The 17,617-nt window shown below is 63.4% G+C and carries 18 protein-coding genes and 1 other RNA gene; 6 read left to right on the top strand and 13 right to left on the bottom strand.

Going from position 1 to position 17,617, the window contains the following annotated elements:
• The first annotated feature begins 35 nt into the window (after window positions 1-35).
• Together GNP00_RS17845 and GNP00_RS17840 are read left to right on the top strand one after the other, a co-directional pair.
• Window positions 36-1,049 carry a MotA/TolQ/ExbB proton channel family protein gene (locus tag GNP00_RS17845; protein WP_011582500.1) on the top strand — a complete coding sequence of 338 codons (1,014 nt, stop codon included), beginning with the start codon at window positions 36-38 and terminating at the stop codon, window positions 1,047-1,049.
• Complete coding sequence (locus GNP00_RS17840; protein WP_011582501.1) at window positions 1,049-2,080, top strand: peptidoglycan -binding protein; 1,032 nt, start codon at window positions 1,049-1,051, stop codon at window positions 2,078-2,080. Before GNP00_RS17845 ends, GNP00_RS17840 begins: the two co-directional genes overlap by 1 nt.
• Before the next feature lie 64 nt (window positions 2,081-2,144).
• Here the strand turns inward: GNP00_RS17840 and GNP00_RS17835 are convergent, their stop codons facing one another.
• Entirely contained in the window at window positions 2,145-3,950 is a 1,806-nt protein-coding gene (locus GNP00_RS17835) for an ABC transporter transmembrane domain-containing protein (RefSeq protein ID WP_011582502.1), read from the bottom strand.
• A gap of 199 nt (window positions 3,951-4,149) precedes the next feature.
• On the opposite strand from GNP00_RS17835, the gene rpmE reads away from it, so the two are divergent.
• A complete protein-coding gene (gene rpmE / locus GNP00_RS17830; RefSeq protein WP_011582503.1) occupies window positions 4,150-4,371 on the top strand; it encodes a 50S ribosomal protein L31 in 222 nt (73 codons plus the stop codon).
• Window positions 4,372-4,653: 282 nt separating this feature from the next.
• Here the strand turns inward: rpmE and GNP00_RS17825 are convergent, their stop codons facing one another.
• On the bottom strand, window positions 4,654-4,938 hold the full coding sequence (locus GNP00_RS17825; protein ID WP_011582504.1) for an Rdx family protein: 285 nt from the start codon (window positions 4,936-4,938) through the stop codon (window positions 4,654-4,656).
• A gap of 11 nt (window positions 4,939-4,949) precedes the next feature.
• Entirely contained in the window at window positions 4,950-5,699 is a 750-nt protein-coding gene (locus GNP00_RS17820; RefSeq protein ID WP_011582505.1) for a YebC/PmpR family DNA-binding transcriptional regulator, read from the bottom strand.
• A gap of 183 nt (window positions 5,700-5,882) precedes the next feature.
• Here GNP00_RS17820 and GNP00_RS17815 point away from each other — a divergent pair, with 183 nt between their 5' ends.
• Window positions 5,883-6,689: an MBL fold metallo-hydrolase gene (locus tag GNP00_RS17815; RefSeq protein WP_011582506.1), complete on the top strand. Its 807-nt coding sequence runs from the start codon at window positions 5,883-5,885 to the stop codon at window positions 6,687-6,689.
• A 19-nt stretch (window positions 6,690-6,708) separates the two neighbouring features.
• Here GNP00_RS17815 and GNP00_RS17810 read toward each other — a convergent pair whose 3' ends face one another.
• The 10 genes from GNP00_RS17810 to hemC all read right to left on the bottom strand — a co-directional run bounded on the left by GNP00_RS17810 (window position 6,709) and on the right by hemC (window position 15,452).
• Entirely contained in the window at window positions 6,709-7,476 is a 768-nt protein-coding gene (locus GNP00_RS17810; protein ID WP_011582507.1) for a TerC family protein, read from the bottom strand.
• A gap of 64 nt (window positions 7,477-7,540) precedes the next feature.
• Window positions 7,541-8,365 (bottom strand): TIGR00282 family metallophosphoesterase, encoded by an 825-nt coding sequence (locus GNP00_RS17805; RefSeq protein WP_011582508.1) that lies wholly within the window; start codon window positions 8,363-8,365, stop codon window positions 7,541-7,543.
• A 9-nt stretch (window positions 8,366-8,374) separates the two neighbouring features.
• Window positions 8,375-8,962 (bottom strand): 5-formyltetrahydrofolate cyclo-ligase, encoded by a 588-nt coding sequence (locus tag GNP00_RS17800; protein WP_011582509.1) that lies wholly within the window; start codon window positions 8,960-8,962, stop codon window positions 8,375-8,377.
• A gap of 90 nt (window positions 8,963-9,052) precedes the next feature.
• Window positions 9,053-9,209, bottom strand: a non-coding RNA gene (gene ssrS, locus GNP00_RS17795) — 6S RNA.
• Window positions 9,210-9,286: 77 nt separating this feature from the next.
• Complete coding sequence (locus GNP00_RS17790; protein ID WP_011582510.1) at window positions 9,287-10,072, bottom strand: glutamine amidotransferase; 786 nt, start codon at window positions 10,070-10,072, stop codon at window positions 9,287-9,289.
• A gap of 9 nt (window positions 10,073-10,081) precedes the next feature.
• Complete coding sequence (locus GNP00_RS17785; protein ID WP_011582511.1) at window positions 10,082-10,552, bottom strand: tellurite resistance TerB family protein; 471 nt, start codon at window positions 10,550-10,552, stop codon at window positions 10,082-10,084.
• A gap of 135 nt (window positions 10,553-10,687) precedes the next feature.
• Entirely contained in the window at window positions 10,688-12,289 is a 1,602-nt protein-coding gene (locus GNP00_RS17780; protein ID WP_011582512.1) for a heme biosynthesis protein HemY, read from the bottom strand.
• Window positions 12,290-12,299: 10 nt separating this feature from the next.
• Complete coding sequence (locus GNP00_RS17775) at window positions 12,300-13,736, bottom strand: phage tail protein (protein WP_011582513.1); 1,437 nt, start codon at window positions 13,734-13,736, stop codon at window positions 12,300-12,302.
• Window positions 13,737-13,818: 82 nt separating this feature from the next.
• On the bottom strand, window positions 13,819-14,517 hold the full coding sequence (locus GNP00_RS17770) for a uroporphyrinogen-III synthase (RefSeq protein WP_011582514.1): 699 nt from the start codon (window positions 14,515-14,517) through the stop codon (window positions 13,819-13,821).
• 5 nt (window positions 14,518-14,522) lie between these two features.
• On the bottom strand, window positions 14,523-15,452 hold the full coding sequence (gene hemC, locus GNP00_RS17765) for a hydroxymethylbilane synthase (protein ID WP_011582515.1): 930 nt from the start codon (window positions 15,450-15,452) through the stop codon (window positions 14,523-14,525).
• 77 nt (window positions 15,453-15,529) lie between these two features.
• Here hemC and tsaD point away from each other — a divergent pair, with 77 nt between their 5' ends.
• Window positions 15,530-16,618, top strand: a complete 1,089-nt coding sequence (gene tsaD / locus GNP00_RS17760) for a tRNA (adenosine(37)-N6)-threonylcarbamoyltransferase complex transferase subunit TsaD (RefSeq protein WP_011582516.1) — start codon at window positions 15,530-15,532, stop codon at window positions 16,616-16,618.
• Window positions 16,615-17,598, top strand: coding sequence for an NAD(P)H-dependent glycerol-3-phosphate dehydrogenase (locus GNP00_RS17755; protein WP_011582517.1), 984 nt, complete (start codon window positions 16,615-16,617; stop codon window positions 17,596-17,598). Before tsaD ends, GNP00_RS17755 begins: the two co-directional genes overlap by 4 nt.
• Window positions 17,599-17,617: the final 19 nt, after the last annotated feature.

The following is a 17,617-nucleotide window of genomic DNA, read 5'->3' as shown; positions in this document are numbered from 1 at the left end:
AGGATCTTCAGGCAGAAGCGGAGTCGAGGGGAGAGATGGCCTTGTTGAAATCGCTCGGGGCGGAGCGGCTTGTCGCAGACGATGAATATGATCCGCGCCGTCTCTCGAGCCCGCAGGTTTTTCTCTATTCGATGCTGATCTTCCTGGTGATCGTGGGCTTCGTAGCGGCCATACTCTATCGCCAGATCTCGTCAGCCTTCCAGAGCAATCCGGGCCTCAACGGCCTTATTCTGGGCGTGCTGGCCGTGGGCGTCCTTCTGGCGCTTGGCCAGGTGGTGCGGCTCTTCCGGGAGGTGCGCTGGGTCAACTCTTTCCTGGCCGGAACCGACTCCTCCGAGCCCGTACTGCTGGCGCCGATGAAAGCCTTGCTCAGCCGTTCCTCGAGCATGGCGCTTTCGACGAGTTCCATGCGCTCGATCCTGGACTCGATCGCCACCCGCCTGGACGAAAGCCGCGATATTTCGCGATATCTGATCGGCCTTCTCGTGTTTCTCGGCCTGCTCGGCACCTTCTGGGGGCTCCTGCAGACGATCGGTTCGATCAGCGAGACGATCCAGTCGCTCGATCCAGGCTCGGGCGATGCCAATGATGTCCTGAATTCCCTGAAGGAAGGGCTTTCGGCACCGCTCGGCGGCATGGGAACGGCCTTCTCCTCGTCTCTGTTCGGCCTATCCGGGTCCCTCATTCTCGGGTTTCTGGACCTGCAGGCCGGGCGCGCGCAGAACCGCTTTTATACGGAGCTGGAAAACTGGCTTTCCACGGTGACGGATCTAAGCTCGGATCTCGACGGCGCAAGGAACGGATCGTCCGAGGAGTTGCGCGAGCTCGCCGAAAGGCTGCGCGCGACACAGGAGGCAGGAACCGGCAACCCGCGCACCGCCGCCGCGATGGCCTCCCTCGCCGAAGGCATTTCGGGTCTCGTCAAGAATATGCGCCAGGAGCAGCAGCTAATGCGTGACTGGGTGGAAGCCCAAGCCACCGATCAAAAGGCGCTGCGCGAGACGCTTGAAAGCATCGCCGCATCCCTCAAGAAGCGGGAAGGCAGCTGATGCCGCTTGCCCGTTCCCGCCGCAGGGAAAGAACGGTCGACTACTGGCCAGGTTTCGTCGATGCGCTTGCGACGCTGCTTCTGGCCATCATGTTTCTGCTGTCCGTTTTTGTGGTCGCCCAATATTTCCTAAGCCGGGAGATCAGCGGCAGGGACGAGGCGCTCGATCGCCTCAACGCGCAGATCAACGAGCTGACGCAACTGCTGGCGCTCGAAAAAGCGAATTTCCAAGATGCAGAGGATCAGATCGCAACCTTGCGCGCCTCGCTGGCGGATGCGGAGGCGGAGCAAAGCCGGCTGCAACAGATCCTGTCGAGCGGCGCGGGGAGCGAAGCTGCCGCGAACGAGCGTATTGGCGAGCTTACCGGCGAGTTGGATCAGGAACGCCAGATCAGCCAGCGCGCTCTTTCACAAGTGGAGCTTCTTAACCAGCAGATTTCGGCCCTAAGGCAGCAGATCGCTGCGCTTGAGGACGCGCTGGAGGCATCGGAACGGCGGGACCGGGAATCGAACACCAAGATCGCCGACCTCGGACGGCGGCTCAACGTTGCTCTGGCCCAGCGCGTGCAGGAGCTGAACCGCTATCGTTCCGACTTCTTCGGGAGGTTACGCGAAATCCTGTCCGATCGGGAGGATATCCGCATCGTGGGCGATCGCTTCGTCTTCCAATCGGAGGTGCTATTCGCGTCCGGCGCAACGGAGATCAACCCCAACGGGCAGGAAGAAATGAGAAAGCTCGCGGGCGCGATCCTGGAACTGCAAAGGGAGATCCCGCCTGAGATCAACTGGGTTTTGCGTGTCGACGGGCATACTGACAACATTCCGCTGTCGGGCACTGGCCGGTTCCGCGACAACTGGGAGCTTTCGACCGCGCGCGCGGTTGCCGTGGTGAAATTCCTCATCGAGAGCGGCGTGCCGGCCGAACGCCTCGTAGCCGCGGGCTTCGGCGAGTTTCAGCCGCTCGATCCGGAGAATACGACCGAGGCCCGATCCCGCAACCGCCGCATCGAGCTGAAGCTGACGGAAAGGTGAGCAATGGTGAACGGTAGCGAAAGCGGCTTCATTTAAAGCGCTATGGCCACCTCTTTCACCCACTTCATTCCGCCGCTCCCTTGAAAACATCCGCGCCGGCCTCGAATTGCAGGCTGGCAAGCCGCGCATAGATCCCTCCGCGCGAGACAAGCTCGGCATGGCAGCCTTCTTCAACGATGCGTCCGTCATCAAGCACCAGAATGCGGTCGGCCTTTAAAATAGTGGCGAGGCGGTGCGCGATGACAATGGTGGTGCGCCCGCGCATCAGGTGCTCCAGCGCCTCCTGCACCAATGTCTCGCTCTCGGCATCAAGCGCCGAGGTAGCTTCGTCGAGAAGCAGGATCGGCGCGTCACGCAGGATAGCGCGGGCAATGGCGAGCCTCTGGCGCTGCCCGCCGGAAAGCATCACGCCGCGCTCGCCGACTTGAGTGTCGTAGCCTTTTTCCAGAGCCATGATGAAGTCATGCGCGAGTGCGGCGCGGGCGGCGGCCTCCACCTGCTCGCGCGTTGCCCCCGGCCGGCCGAAGGCAATGTTCTCTTCCGCCGTCGCGGCGAAGACGGTCACGTCTTGTGGCACGATGGCGATGCGCTCGCGCACGGCCTGCGGATCCGCCTTGCGTATATCGACGCCGTCAACCAGCACCGCGCCCCGGTCCGGATCGTAATAGCGCAGGAGCAGTGAGAAAATCGTGCTTTTGCCGGCGCCTGACGGCCCGACGATCGCGACCGTCTCGCCGGGCGCCACGTCGAAAGACAGTTCGTGCAGGGCCGATCGGCCGGGACGAGCTGGATAAGCGAAGCTGATGTCCCTGAAGGAAACGGCACCGCGCGCCGGCACCGGCAGGGCGATAGGGTCCGCGGGAGCGGCAATGGCAGGCTCTTCAGCCAGCAGCTCCGACATGCGTTCGGCTGCGCCGGCTGCCTGGGCGAGTTCGCCGCCTACTTCCGAAAGGGCGCTGAGCGCCCCCGCCGCCAGCACGGCATAGAGGACGAACTGGACAAGCGTTCCCGCGGTCATCGTGCCGGCGAGCACGTCGCGGGAACCCACCCAGAGCACGGCCACGACCGAGGTCGAAGCGCCAAGGATGACGAAGAAGGTGAGGACCGCACGCGCGAAAATGGAGCTTCGGGCAGCCTCGAATGCCGCATCGACCGCCCCGCCAAACCGCCTCGCCGCGCCCTCCTCATTGTTGAAGGCCTGGAGAACGCGGACAGCACCAATCCGCTCGCTGGCAAAGGCGGTCGCCTCGGCAAGCGTATCCTGCGCGGAGCGGGAACGCCGGCGGACGGAGCGGCCGAAAGCGACCAGCGGCAGCACGATGATGGGTATGGCGCCAACTGCAAAGGCGGAAAGCCGCGGGCTTGTCACCACCATCATGGCCACTGCGCCAAGGCCCATGAGGGTGTTGCGGGCGGCCTGGGATGCGGAGGCGCCCACACCGGATTTGATCTGCGTCGCATCCGCCGTCAGCCGCGAGATGATCTCGCCCGACTGCGCCCTGTCGAAGAAGGCCGGAGAGAGCCGCGTGACATGGGCAAAGACGTCTCGCCTCAGATCCGCCACCACGCGCTCGCCCAGCGCGACGACGAAATAGTAGCGGCAGGCCGAAGCGACGGCGAGGATCGCCGCCACCAGCAACAGCCCGGAAAAATAAATGGTGATGAAGGCCGCATCGGCATCGGAGAAGCCGTGATCTATAACGCGGCGCACAGCTTGGGGCAGGAGCAGCGTCGCCAATGCCGCAAGAACCAGAAAGAAGCCCGCGCCGAGCGCCAGGCCGCGATAGCGTCTCACATAAGGAAGCAGATTGCGCAGCGGTCTGAGCGAGCGCCTTGATTTCCGCTCCTCTGTGCCGGATGTCAATGCCATGGCCTCTTTCCCCTCGCGAGCCTGCCCCAAGATTCCGCCCTCACCGGCCTTGTATCGATCTGGCGCCTGATGTATAGGCACGCGAACCTTTTCGAAGCCGTAGCCGTCCTTGGCCGCGGCTTCAAGTTTTCAGCATGGGCGAGATTGCCGCAGTGAAAGCTGCGCAAGCCCATATGTCAGACAGATTCAGGACAGAGCGATGAAAGCCGACATCCATCCCGACTATCACATGATCAAGGTCGTCATGACGGACGGCACCGAATACGAGACGCGCTCGACCTGGGGCAAGGAAGGCGACACGCTCAACCTCGACATCGACCCCAATTCGCATCCGGCATGGACCGGCGGCCAGCAGACGCTCGTTGACCGCGGCGGCCGGTTGTCGAAGTTCAAGAAGCGTTACGAAGGCTTGGGCATCTAAGGCCTGCCATAGAGTTCAAGGAAAAGCCCGCCGTTTCGGCGGGCTTTTTGTTTGTCCGGATGGAATTTCCCCTCGCTTCAGGTTTAGTTGAAGCGCCGGTGGCGGGGAGATGGTCAGGCATGGATCCTCGGGTCACGCCCGAAGATGACGAGGAGGAGAGGCCTCTGCAAACCTCAAGTGAAGGCGATTAGCGGATGCGCCCCAAGCATTCGTCATTCTCGGGCTTGACCCGAGGATCCATGCCTGAACCGCGCCGACGGCAGAGCAAACGAAAACTGAGTGTTACTCCGTGTGCTTCCGCTCCACATGGCCCAGATTGCGCTCCGGGGCGATGAGGTCGCGCACGCGCCGCTTGAGCTCGGCTGCATCGGGAAAGCCGCCGTCGCGCTTTCGCTCCCAGATAAGCTCGCCGTCGCAATGGATCTCGAAAATGCCGCCTGTGCCGGGTTTGAGCGTCACCTCGCCAAGCTCTTCCTGGAAGGTGGAAAGAAGCTCCTGCGCCATCCACCCCGCCCGAAGCAGCCAGTGGCATTGCGTGCAATAGGCAATCGTCACCCGGTGGGACATCAGGTCGTTCCTCAGGCCGCGCTCAGCTTCGCCATAGTGGCATCGTCCACCTCGAAATTGGCATAGACGTTCTGCACGTCGTCGTCGTCCTCCAGCACGGCGATGAGCTTCAGGATCGACTGGGCGCGCTCCTCGTCAACGGGAGTGGAGGTCTGCGGCCGCCATACGGTCTTGACCGATTCCGCCTCGCCAAGCGCTTCTTCCAACGCCGACGTTACCTCGCCGATATCTTCGAAGGCACAGATGATGACGTGGCCGTTCTCATCCGACTGGACGTCTTCCGCGCCAGCTTCGATGGCCGCTTCCATCACCTTGTCCGCGTCGCCTGCCGAAGCAGGGTAGACGATCTCGCCCACGCGATCGAACATGAAGGACACCGAGCCCGTCTCGCCCAACGCACCGCCCGCTTTCGTGAAGGCTGCGCGCACATTGGAGGCGGTGCGATTGCGGTTGTCCGTCAGGGCCTCGACAATGACGGCGACACCGCCAGGGGCATAGCCCTCGTAACGGATTTCCTCATAGGTCTCCGCGTCATTGCCCTGCGCTTTCTTGATGGCGCGCTCGATATTGTCCTTGGGCATGGACTGGGCGCGGGCATTCTGCACCGCAAGCCTGAGGCGCGGATTCATCGCCGGGTCGGGCAGGCCCGCTTTGGCTGCAACGGTGATCTCGCGCGCCAGCTTGGAGAACATCTTCGACTTGACCGCGTCCTGGCGGCCCTTGCGATGCATGATGTTCTTGAATTGGGAATGGCCGGCCATGGGGCTCCTTCTCGGAATTCTGAAAATCTGTTGGATTTGCAGGCTTATATTGAAAAGGGCCCGCAACGTCCAGAACCGCTATTTGCGACGGTTATGCCTCCCTCACGCAATGGTGAGGCCGCCTCCGTAGCACAAGCGCCAGACCTGGGTTAGCATTCGCGCCGCAAATCCGGGGAGATGTCAATGTCCGCCTTCCGTCTGATTGCCTCTCTTTTCTTTTTTCTTCTGATGCCGTCTGTAACGGTTCACGCCCAGATGCAAAGGCCAAGCACCTGCATGGCCGTCGCAAACAGCCTGCCCGACGTGAAATTCGTCAGTTTTCAACAAACCGCGGCAGCGCAAGGCGAGGTATCGATAACCTATGCCGGCCATTCCACCTATCTCATAGAGACACCGGCCGGGGTGACGATCGCCACCGATTTTTCGGGCACTTACGGCAGCGCGCCCACTCCCCGCGTCGCGACCATGAACCGGGCGCATTCCACCCATTACACGATGTATCCAGACCCCGCGATTGAACATGTGCTGACCGGCTGGAATCCCGACGGAGACGGCCCGATCAAGCATTCGCTGGTGGTGGACGACGTCTATATCCGCAACGTGACAACCGATATTCGCGGCTTTTCGGAAGCCTCGAAAGACGGCAATTCCATCTTCATCTTCGAGGTGGCCGGGCTCTGCATCGGCCATCTGGGCCACCTGCACCACGAATTGGACGATTCCCATTATGCCGCGATCGGACGTCTCGACGTGGTGATGGTGCCGATCGACGGGGGCCTTACCCTTTCAATTGACAGCATGAGCGAGATCGCGCGCAGGCTTTCCTCGTCCATCATCCTGCCGATGCATCGCTTTTCCACGCCCATCGGCGTGTTCGCTGAACGAATGGGCGAAGGATTCGATGTCGAGTTTCATGAGGAGAGGACGCTGCGCGTCTCGATCGGCAGCCTCCCCAGGCAACCTACCATTATCGTGCTGGAGGGCGTCTGACACCCTCCAGCAATGGGGCTCAGTGCGTATGGTCTCCCGACGCGCTTTCGCGCGCGCGCTTGCGCCGCGCCATCATGTTGAGCCCTTCGACCAGCGCCGAGAAACCCATCGCCGCGTAGATATAGCCCTTCGGCACATGGAAACCGAAGCCGTCGGCGATCAGTGTCATGCCGATCATGAGCAGGAAGCCGAGCGCCAGCATCACCACGGTGGGATTGGCGGCGATAAAACGCGACAGAGGCTCTGCCGCAAGCAGCATCACCGTGACCGCTGAGATGACGGCAATGAACATGATGGTAATGTGATCGGTCATGCCGACCGCCGTGATGATGGAATCGATCGAGAAGACCAGGTCGAGCAGCAGGATCTGCGTGATGGCCGCGCCCATGGTGAGCGTAGCCGCCTTGCCGACCATGTTTTCCTTCGGATCCACCGGATCGACTGAATGATGGATCTCCTTGGTGGCCTTCCAGACGAGGAAAAGGCCGCCCGCGATGAGGATGAGGTCGCGCCACGAAAAGCCGTGGCCGAATAGCGTAAAAAGCGGCGCGGTCAGCTGGACAATGATGGAAATGGTGCCGAGCAGCGCAAGGCGAAGCACAAGCGCTGCCCCGATGCCGAGCCGTCGCGCGCGCGCCTGCATCTCCTGCGGCAGCTTGTTGGTGAGAATCGAAATGAAGATGAGATTGTCGATACCGAGCACGATCTCGAGCGTAACAAGCGTTACGAGCGCGACCCAGGCTTCCGGGCTGGAGACGAAGTCAAATTGCGAAAGCAACCATTCCATCGGGGATTCCTGCGTGGGGTTGAAGTCTGAGGCTTCGCAGAGTTAGGGGGGCATTTGTTCCCCGTCAACGCCAGAAGGCGGGAAAGGTCTCCTCAAGCCGCGGTCCCAGTCTCAGCGGCGCGATCTTTTCCGCAAGGCCGGTGCGCTCCGATACCTCCAATCCGACACCGCAGATGGTGGCAGGACCCGTGGCCGCCTCGAAGCGGTTTTTGGGTACCTTGCTGACAAAGCGGTTGAGAGGCTCTTCCTTATCCATCCCCAGCGAGGAATCGTAATCACCGCACATCCCGGCATCGCTAATATAGGCGGTGCCCCCGGTGAGGATCTGGTGGTCCGCCGTGGGCTGATGCGTATGCGTGCCGATAACAGCGCTCACGCGCCCGTCCACGAAATGGCCGAAACAGATCTTCTCGGACGTGGCTTCGGCATGAAAGTCGATGATCGCCGCATCCGCCTGCTCGCCGAGATGGCACGCGGCAAGCTCGTTTTCGGCGGTGCGGAACGGATCGTCCAGCTCGGGATGCATGAACACCCGGCCCATGATATTGGCCACGAGCACACGCGCGCCGTTCTTGGCGATATAGAGGCCGGAGCCGCGCCCTGGCGTGCCCTTCGGAAAGTTGGCGGGGCGGAGAAACCGCTCCTCGCGCGGCGCGAAACTCAACGCCTCCCGCTGGTCCCACACATGGTTCCCCGTCGTCACCACATCCGCGCCAGCCTGCAGCGTAGTGCGGAAAATCTCCTCGGTGATGCCGAAACCGCCCGCGGCGTTTTCGCCGTTCACCACCACGAAATCGAGCCTAAAGTCCGAGATGAGGCCAGGAAGGCGCTCCCAGACGGCGGTGCGGCCCGTACGGCCGACCATGTCACCAAGAAATAAGATACGCATCGCCTGCTCTTACAGGGGCGGGGGGAACCGGCGCAAGCCGCTTTCGGTGAGGATTTCGGGAAGCGCTATGTCATGTGCCTCGTCGGGAACTTCCGGGACTTCCTGGCAATCAAAAGCGATGCCGATCAGGCGCGGCGCGCGGCCTAGCCGCTGCAGCCTCTCTATGGCTCTATCGTAATAGCCTGCCCCATAACCGATGCGGTGCCCGCGCGAATCGAAGGCGGCGAGCGGGACGAGCATCATGCCGGGTTCAAGTTCAGCCGCCTCTTTGCCCGGCCCCCAGGTACCGAAGCCCATATCGGCAAGCAGCGCCCCGCGCACAAACTCCCGAAACACGATCGTGGTCTTATCGAGGATGGCGGGCAAGCTGAGCCGCGCGCCACGATCGCGCAGCGCGGCCATCAACGGGCGCACGTCGACTTCCGAGCGCATGGGCCAGAAGCCGGAAACGACCGTGCCCGGCAGCGGCGCGATCCGGTCCGCCCATTCCGCAAAGCCCAGCGAAGCCTCTATACGCCAGCGCGGGTCAAGCGCATCGCGGCGGGCGAGCGCCTCCTGGCGCAGCCTTCTTTTTATCTCGCGGGGAATGGCCGTCATCGCTGCCCTTCATCGGATGGAGACACTGCGAGGAAGAAACCCGCAGGGCGGAACCGGCAGGATGGCAAAAAGGAAGACGGGAGGGAAGAGCAGCGATCCACGACAACCGATGGAATGACCGATCCCGGGAACCTACAAAGTAGGTGGGCGCCGTGTGGCCAAGCCCACGGGCAAGGCCAGGGACAGCTCCCTAGAGGATCGATAAGGCCCCGGGGAATTGAATTCCTGTCGCGAGGCGCAGACCGCTAATCAGCAATATAGGCCACGGCGGCTATGCGTACCAGTGTCCTGCGGGCCACGGCAGTGCAATTTGCATCGAAAAAATTATGCGATGCCCCGACGGCCGACCTTCGCACGGCCGAGCGGTTTTTGCGCCCTCGCTTCCGCGCCAGCCGCAACCTCCACATCGGTGCCACCTCCGAAGACCATATCGAGGAACTCGACCAACCATTGCTTCAGATGCATGTCCCAGATGAGACGGCCGCCGAGATGATCCCGTCCCGGCTGAGCACCGGGCAGCACGAAGCGATGCGCGCCGCGAACGACCCAGCGCTGCATCATGGCGCGCGTGAGCTCGGCATGGAACTGGATACCCCAGGCGTTCTTGCCGTAGCGGAATGCCTGGTTGGGATAGTGATCCGAAGTGGCAAGCAGGGTCGCGCCGGAAGGCAGCGAAAAGCCTTCGCGGTGGAACTGATAGACCATCTCCGGCCAATGGAGGAGACGGCGGCCCTCTTCGGTGGCGCGAATCGGATACCAGCCGACCTCCACCAGCCCGTCATCATGGCTTTTCACCCGCCCGCCCAGATGATTCACCAGCATCTGCGCGCCCAGGCAGATGCCGAGAAAAGGCTTTTCCTCCTTGAGAGGGACGGAGAGCCATTCGGTCTCCCGGAGGATGAAATCGTCCCGATCATTGGCGCTCATCGGCCCGCCGAAGATGATGGCGCCGTGATGATCCTCTAACGTCTCGGGAAGCGGATCGCCCAGAGGCGGCCGCCGGATATCGAGCGTGAAGCCCGTCATCTCAAGGAGCTGGCCGACGCGGCCCGGACTGGACATCTCCTGGTGCAAGACAACCAGGATCTTCTTACCCGCCCCTCGTGCCATATCCTGCAGCTATTCGCCCTCTTTATCCCGGATTTCGGCCTGCACGCTCTGCCGCATGTTTACGCGCGTGCGCGTATCGATGCCGATCAGCTCGGCCACGCGCCAGACGAGATTGTCCTCCAATTCATGCATTTCGCCATCCGAAAGCACCATTTCCCACATGAGGCGGATGAATTCGGCGCGAGCGTTCTCGTCATAGTGCCGCTTGAGCACACTCGTGAAGGCGTAGAGGTCGACGGCATCGGCCTCCGCTTCCTCCGCGGCCCTCAAAAGCGCCTTGAGTTCCGCCCCGCTGACATTGAAGGTGCTCGAAAGGGTACTCTTGAGCCGGGCACGCTCGTCCTCGCCGCACATTCCGTCGGCCGCCATCACGTGGATAAGGAGCGCCGCCGCCGCCACGCGCGGATCATCCTCCTGCACGCGTGACGCCTTGGCGCCGGAAGGCAGGTCCTTGAGGAAGGCGAGGATGCGATCAAACATAACAGATCCTTCGGAATCACTTGTGTATGTTAAAACTCGCGCGAAGGCCTACAATGCCTTTTTTTGCAATTGCGAAGATCCTTCAAGAAAAAATGAAAGCGGGAGGGATCCGTTCCTCGCGCGCGAGCCCTGCGGTCAGAAAAGGCGGAACCTGCTGGTTTCGTCCGCACCGCCTTCCTTGCGCGGCTCTACGCCTGGATCATCAGGAAGAGGCGGGCGGATGTCTTCTTCCGTCGGCTCCGCATCGGCAGCAGGTTCTTTCGCGCCGTTGTCACCTGGCAGGGCCGTCTCCGCTTTTTCGGACTCGCTTTGCGCTGCCACCTCGACGACAGGCTCGGCTTCGGCCGGTAAGAGGACATCATCTGCTTCTTCCTCTTCGGAAGCCTTCACCCCGGTTTCCAGGGGCGGCAGGGCACGCAGCGCCTCTTCACCTTCGATAATCTGGCCGAGCCGCTCCATCGGCGCGCGCCATTCGAACGCATCGAGCCGCCCCGTGACCGGTGAAGCTGGCGCCCAGCGCTCCGCGACATAACCATCTGCGACCCAGGCCGGATCGCGCGGCGCGCGCACCGCCTTTGCCAGCCAGTACCGAACGCGGCCCTGGTCGCCCCGCTCCGCCTCCTCGATATCCGCCAGAAGCAGGAAAGCCCCTTCGCGCGGATCGAGCCGCACTGCCGCTTCCGCGGCCTCGCGTGCCTCGCCATACTCGCCCGCATCCAGAGCCGCACGGGCGACCGCAAGCACGGATTCGGCGTTGTTGGGCTTCAGCCGGCGCAGCTTCTTAGCCCGTGTAAGCCGGTCATGCGTGGAATCCCCTGGCCGCGCGTGGACATAGATATCGGCCACCTCCGGGTGCGGCGACTTCGCCCACACCGCTTCCAGCACCTTGGCGCCGCGTCGCAGATCGTCTTGGCGGAAGAGCGCGCGGGCCGCCGTCACGGCGGCAGGAACGAAATCGGGCTGCAGGCGGTGCGCCTCCAAAGCGGCGGTTTTGGCCGCGGCCGGATTCATGTTCAGCTGCGCCATCGCCTGCGCGGTGAGGAGCACCGCACGCTTTCTGGCAAGGGCCGCACGCTCCTCCTTGCTCGAGGGCTTTTGCTTGTCGAGCAAGGCAAGCGCCCCCTGCCAATCGCCTTCGTCTGCCTTGGCTTCCAGAGTGGCATCGGCGGCCCAGCCGAGCTGCGGCGCGATTTTTGTCGCCTCGTCGGCGTAATGCCGTGCCGCCTCCCGCTCGCCATGGCGCTCGGCCTCCAGATAAAGACCGCGCAAACCGAGCAGGCGGGTCTCCGGATCGTCCGCCATGGCCTGGAATTTGGCACGGGCGGCTTCGTGATTTCCTTCGAGCATCGCTGCCTGGGCATCGAGAAGATGGATGAGCGGCTCCTGATCGGAGGAGATGAGCTTCGCCGCCTGCTGGCCCATGCGCCGGGCAAGACCGGCATCGCCGGCCCCCGCTGCGATCAGCCCTGTCGAAAGCGCCTGATATCCCCGGTCGCGCCGGCGCGCGCGAAAATACCGCCGTACGGTGTAGGGGCTTGTCCAAATGCCGCGGACAATCCACCACAGGATCATCACCGCCGCGATCGCCGCCACCAGAAGCACGGCGGCCATCATCAGCGTCACCTGGTATTGATACCCGCCAAAGGTCACGGCAAGCTCGCCTGGCCTGTCGGCAAGCCAGGCAAAACCCAGCCCGAGAAGCATGACAATGACGAGGAAGAGGAGGATGCGGAACATGGCGCCGTCCTTACGCGGGCTTTAGCGCGTTCGAAAGCGCCTTTTCGAGGACCTGATCGGCCGCTCGCCGCGCACGCAGCTTCTCCGCGAATTCCGCGGCCACGTCCTTGGCGCTGGGCGGCAGCGAGTCGTATTCGCTCAATGCCTGGGCGTAATCCCCCCGCTTGACGGCCGCTTCCATGCGGGCGGCGATCGCCTCCGGCGTATCCCCCGGCACCTCGCCGACCGGCCGGACCGTTACAGCAGAGCGCGCGCTCGCCATCAGGCGATCGAAAACGCCGGCATCGGGTGGCAGATCGGATGAGGATGCGGCAATCCGCGATGCGATCTGCGGCGCCTCGCTGACAAGGGCGGCTTCGGTGGGAATGCCCGTCTGTGCATAGGGCCTGAGCGGGTCGAGTTCGGGCGCATTGGGCGCGATGGCGGAATAGGTATCCAGCTCGCTTCCAAAAGGCGCACCACGCTCCACCGCGGAACGCAGGGCGGACGCGGCCACGATGAGCGCGAGTCTCGGCCCTTCATCCTCCTTGGCCACTTGCTCGCTGAGCTGCGTGACTTGGCGCGCCAGCTCATTCACCTGCTGCGCCGTCGCCGCACCCCTTTCCTGTGCGGTGTTGGCGGCTTCCATGGCCCCGGCGACGCGCATTTCAAGTTCGCTCACCTGCTGCGAAAGCTGGGAAGTATCGCCGGTGCCGGCCGTCTGCGCGACCGAAGCCACCCGGTTCTCAAGCTCAGCAAGCTGCTGCCCCAGCCGCTGCAGTTCCGCGCCATTTTCAGCCGGCGGAGCGGATTGCAGGGCTGCGACCGTGTCGCGCAATTCGCTGATCTGCTGCCGCGGCTCGGCAAGTGCCTGTTGCAACGCTTCAGCGGAAGGTCCCGCTGCGGCATTCTCGCGCAATTGGGAAATCTCATTTTGCAGAGCGGCAACCTGCTGCTCCAGATTGCTCATGGCGGGATCGGCTTGCTGCTGCCGCGTTCCGGGAAGAACTCCCGTCCAGAGCAATGCTCCCCCGATCAGGAGCATGATCAGCGCGCCCAGAAGGCCACCGACAAACGCGTTTGCGAAGCCGCCGCGGCTCCGAACCGGCGCTCGGGTCTGCTCTTCGGAGGCCGGCTCCTCAGCCGGTGCCTCCATATCGGCACGTGCTTCATCCGGCTGAAGGGGCTCATCTTCCTGGGGCTGCGACTGTGACACGGAGTCTGAACCGGCTTCCATCGCAGGCTGGGCTTCCTCACGGGCAGACTCATCCGCACCTATACCCGTCATGTTCGAAGATGCCTGATCAACCGGATCCTGGCCGGAAAACTCCTCGGAGCTGGCCGATTCTCCGCCCGACGACACCTCTTCCATAGGAGTCGGCTCACGATGGACAGGCTCGGCCTCCAGGTCGATCGTCACGGGCTCGCGGCTCGACTTGGAGTGGCGCGTCCTCGGTGTCTTGGCCATGTGGCAGCTCCGTTTCTCAAAATCGCGCTGTGTGCCGATATTCCTACTATAGGCCCCAAGCCTGAAAAACCATTGACGCCCGTCACACCTTGGGCAGCAGGGAAAGCATCGCGTCTTCCGTTGGTTCCCGCGCGATGTGTATGCGGTTCCCCAATCCAGCGGGCAGGTTTTGCGCCACGCGATCCGAAATGGCAATGAATGCCGCGGTCAAAAAAGATGAAACGAAGGGCGAAAGGATCGTGGCGGCAACGGCGGAGTAGACAAGCACCGCATCGATGGAGCGATCCCCGATCTCGGTAGAAAGCTCATCCCCGGAAAGCGAAACGGGAACGGTGTCATAGGTTTCGATTGCACGCACCGGGAGCCCGGCTGCGGCCAGTCGGCTTTCCAGCGTGCCGCGGCGGATGCGCCCGCAAAGAAGAAGAATTTTTGAGCCTGGTTGGACGGAAGCGACGATTCGTTCCGCCAGGCGGTCCGCGTCACCCGCTCCGGCATCCTTAACCGAAACGCCTGCTTCCGCCGCCACCTGAGCCGTTCTTTCGCCGACCGCGAATGCCGGCAATCCGGCGAGATCCCTCAGAAGAGGCGGAGGTGTATGGCGTACCGCATTCGCGCTGGTGATCGCCAGGGCAGCAATGTTTTCCGCTCCTGACCAGGTTTCGACCGGAAGGGGAACGATCTTCGTTAGAGGGAGGAGCACGGGTTCGAAACCGAGCGCGGCAAGCCTGCCAGCGGTTCGCGACGCGCCGGGCTCTGGACGCGTGACAAGGACGCGCCGCACGGGCGTTAACTCCAGCTTTCGAAAAAACCGGCCCCCGCCTTCTGCCGGATGCGCCGGCCGGCATCCCTCCCGATTTCGGCCGCGTCCTGCGCCGCGCCGTCGCCGCCAATCTCGTGGACCTCTCGTCCATCGGGGGTGAGAATCATGCCGGAGAAGGCGATCCGGTCGCCATCGACCGTCGCAAGACCGGCCATGGGTGTGCGGCAGGAGCCATCGAGGGCAGCGAGAAAAGCCCGTTCGCAGGAGAGCGCGAAACCGGTGGCCGGGTGATGAATGGCTTCGACCAGCTTAGCGATCCGCGTATCTCCGGTCCGGCTTTCAATGCAGATCGCGCCCTGCCCGAGCGCCGGCGGGAAGATGACGGGGTCCATGAGTTCGGTCGCCACGTGCTCCAGCTTGAGGCGTTTCAGGCCGGCGAGCGCGAGCAGCGTGCCGTCGGCCGCGCCGTCTTCGAGCTTTCTCAATCGCGTCTGCACATTGCCACGGAAGACACCCACCTTGAGATCGGGCCGCAGCCTCAGCGCCAGCGCCTGCCGGCGCAGCGACGAGGTGCCGAGATTGGCCCCATGCGGAAGGTCCTCCAGCCGCTTGGCCGCGCGCCCGATGAACACGTCGCGCACGTCTTCACGCTCAAGAAAGGCCGAAAGCTCCAGCCCATCAGGCAGGAAGGTGGGCATGTCCTTCGAAGAATGTACCGCAAGATCGATGCGGCCTTCGAGCAGCGCTTCCTCGATTTCTTTGGTAAAGAGCCCCTTGCCGCCCGCCTCGGAGAGGGGGCGGTCCTGGATGCGGTCGCCGGACGTGCGGATGACGACGATTTCAAACGCATCTTCCGGCAGGCCATGCGCAACCATGAGCCGCGCCCGCGTCTCGGCAGCCTGTGCCAAGGCCAAGGCGCTGCCGCGCGTTCCGATTTTTATCACATCAGTTTGCATGCCGTCATGTCCGTGCTAACCGGCATTCCTACCTATCGGGGATTGACCTCCTCGGCAACCGAAGTGGGCTGGACCGAATGACGCGCGTGCTGGGCATCGAGACGAGCTGCGACGAGACTGCGGCGGCGGTCGTCACGCGCGGCGCGGACGAAGCGCCGGCGATCCTCTCCAATGTGGTGCTGAGCCAGATCGAGGAACATGCGGCTTTCGGCGGCGTGGTGCCCGAGATCGCCGCGCGTGCGCATGTGGAGGCACTGGACGGCGTTATCGAGGCTGCCCTGGCCGAAGCCGCCTTGAGCCTTGACGAGGTGGACGCCATCGCGGCGACCGCAGGCCCTGGCCTGATCGGTGGCCTGATCGTCGGGCTTACGACAGCCAAGGCGATCGCCGCCGCGCTCGGCAAGCCGCTTCTGCCCGTCAATCATCTGGAAGGCCATGCGCTGACAGCCCGGCTGACGGACCGTCTGGAATTTCCCTATCTGCTGCTGCTCGTCTCCGGCGGGCACACACAGATCGTGCATGTGGCGGGCGTCGGCCGTTACGAGCGCTGGGCGAGCACCATAGACGATGCGCTGGGGGAGGCTTTCGATAAGACCGCGAAACTGCTCGGCCTGCCCTATCCCGGCGGCCCCAACGTGGAAAAGGCGGCGGCAGAAGGCGATCCCGCGCGCTTCGCCTTCCCCACGCCGCTCAAGGGCGAGGCGCGGCCCGATTTCTCCTTCTCCGGGCTGAAAACCGCCGTGCGCCGCGCGGCAGGCGAGCTTGCGCCGCTTTCCGAACAGGATGTCGCCGATCTCTGCGCCTCCTTCCAGTTCGCTGTCACCCAAACGCTGGCCGATCGCGTTGCGCGCAGCCTGGAGCGGTTCGGCAAGGAACATCCCAAGCTGCAGCAGCCAGCGCTTGTCGTGGCTGGCGGCGTGGCGGCGAATGCGGCTGTGCGCGGGACTCTCGAGGATCTCTGCCGGAAAAAGGGCTTCCGTCTTGTCGCGCCACCCCTGAATCTTTGCGGCGACAATGCCGCCATGATCGCCTGGGCGGGGCTGGAACGGCTGGAATCGGGGCTTAAGCAGGAAGGAGCGCTCGCCTTTGCACCGCGCCCTCGCTGGCCGCTGGACGAAAGCGCCGCTCCGCTCTTCGGCGCGGGAAAAAGGGGGGCAAAGGCATGAGCCGCCACTGGACAATCGCCGTGCTCGGCGCTGGCGCATGGGGAACGGCACTGGCTCTCACAATGCAGCGCGCGGGCCACGGTGCGAGGCTGTGGGCACGCGATCAAAACCTTGTGCGCGAGATCAATAATGCCCGCAGCAACAGCCGGTACCTGCCCGGCGTAAAGATTGATCCGGCGGTTTTGGCCACCGATGACATGGCCGCTGCACTTGAGGGGGCCGACTGCGTGCTTGCCGCTATTCCCGCACAAAGCCTTCGCTCCGTGCTTGCCGTGGCCGGCACAGCCCTAAAGGCTCATATCCCCGTTGTGCTCTGCGCCAAGGGCATCGAGCGGGAAACGGGACAGCTGATGTCGGAGGCTGCGCGTCAGGCGCTGCCCGAGAATCCGCTTGCAGCGCTGTCGGGCCCGAGCTTCGCCGCCGATCTGGCGCGCGGACTTCCGACTGCAGTCACGGTCGCAGCGCAGGACGGGGCGCTGGCGGCTGATCTCGCCAAGAAGCTCTCGGCGCCCAATCTGCGCTGTTATTCGAGCGATGATCTGATGGGGGTCGAGCTTGGCGGAGCGCTGAAGAACGTTTTGGCCATTGCGGCCGGCGCCACCAGCGGCGCCGGGCTCGGCGCAAGCGCGGTGGCCGCCATCACGACACGTGGCTTCGTCGAGCTGCGGCGCATCGGCGCAGCCTTCGGCGCACGCGCGGAAACGCTGATGGGTCTTTCCGGTCTTGGCGACCTGATCCTCACCTGCAATTCCCCGCAATCGCGCAACTTCGCCTATGGCGCGGCGCTGGGCCGTGGCGAACGCCTCGATAACCTGCCGCTTGCCGAAGGTGTTTTCACAGCGAGCATTGCCGCGCGCATGGTGAGCGAGCGGGGGCTGGAGGCGCCGATCATAGAAACCGTGAACGGAATGCTGAATGGCGGGCTTACCGTGCATGCAGCCATGCAGGCGCTGCTCGCGCGGCCGTTGAAGAGTGAGTAGTGAGGAGAGGTTTGCACCT

Origin of the sequence: Chelativorans multitrophicus (assembly GCF_011317445.1) — a bacterium.
Classification (GTDB): domain Bacteria; phylum Pseudomonadota; class Alphaproteobacteria; order Rhizobiales; family Rhizobiaceae; genus Chelativorans; species Chelativorans multitrophicus.
The sequence above is the reverse complement of the archived record's forward strand: the minus strand, read 5'-3'. Positions and strand labels throughout refer to the sequence as shown.

Bases quoted from the DNA above. Each gene is read 5' to 3' on its own strand.
- GNP00_RS17845 (WP_011582500.1), top strand. From the start codon at position 36: ATGGCCTTGTTGAAATCGCTCGGGGCGGAGCGGCTTGTCGCAGACGAT.
- GNP00_RS17840 (WP_011582501.1), top strand. From the start codon at position 1,049: ATGCCGCTTGCCCGTTCCCGCCGCAGGGAAAGAACGGTCGACTACTGG.
- GNP00_RS17835 (WP_011582502.1), bottom strand. From the start codon at position 3,950: ATGGCATTGACATCCGGCACAGAGGAGCGGAAATCAAGGCGCTCGCTC.
- rpmE (WP_011582503.1), top strand. From the start codon at position 4,150: ATGAAAGCCGACATCCATCCCGACTATCACATGATCAAGGTCGTCATG.
- GNP00_RS17825 (WP_011582504.1), bottom strand. From the start codon at position 4,938: ATGTCCCACCGGGTGACGATTGCCTATTGCACGCAATGCCACTGGCTG.
- GNP00_RS17820 (WP_011582505.1), bottom strand. From the start codon at position 5,699: ATGGCCGGCCATTCCCAATTCAAGAACATCATGCATCGCAAGGGCCGC.
- GNP00_RS17815 (WP_011582506.1), top strand. From the start codon at position 5,883: ATGTCCGCCTTCCGTCTGATTGCCTCTCTTTTCTTTTTTCTTCTGATG.
- GNP00_RS17810 (WP_011582507.1), bottom strand. From the start codon at position 7,476: ATGGAATGGTTGCTTTCGCAATTTGACTTCGTCTCCAGCCCGGAAGCC.
- GNP00_RS17805 (WP_011582508.1), bottom strand. From the start codon at position 8,365: ATGCGTATCTTATTTCTTGGTGACATGGTCGGCCGTACGGGCCGCACC.
- GNP00_RS17800 (WP_011582509.1), bottom strand. From the start codon at position 8,962: ATGACGGCCATTCCCCGCGAGATAAAAAGAAGGCTGCGCCAGGAGGCG.
- GNP00_RS17790 (WP_011582510.1), bottom strand. From the start codon at position 10,072: ATGGCACGAGGGGCGGGTAAGAAGATCCTGGTTGTCTTGCACCAGGAG.
- GNP00_RS17785 (WP_011582511.1), bottom strand. From the start codon at position 10,552: ATGTTTGATCGCATCCTCGCCTTCCTCAAGGACCTGCCTTCCGGCGCC.
- GNP00_RS17780 (WP_011582512.1), bottom strand. From the start codon at position 12,289: ATGTTCCGCATCCTCCTCTTCCTCGTCATTGTCATGCTTCTCGGGCTG.
- GNP00_RS17775 (WP_011582513.1), bottom strand. From the start codon at position 13,736: ATGGCCAAGACACCGAGGACGCGCCACTCCAAGTCGAGCCGCGAGCCC.
- hemC (WP_011582515.1), bottom strand. From the start codon at position 15,452: ATGCAAACTGATGTGATAAAAATCGGAACGCGCGGCAGCGCCTTGGCC.
- tsaD (WP_011582516.1), top strand. From the start codon at position 15,530: ATGACGCGCGTGCTGGGCATCGAGACGAGCTGCGACGAGACTGCGGCG.
- GNP00_RS17755 (WP_011582517.1), top strand. From the start codon at position 16,615: ATGAGCCGCCACTGGACAATCGCCGTGCTCGGCGCTGGCGCATGGGGA.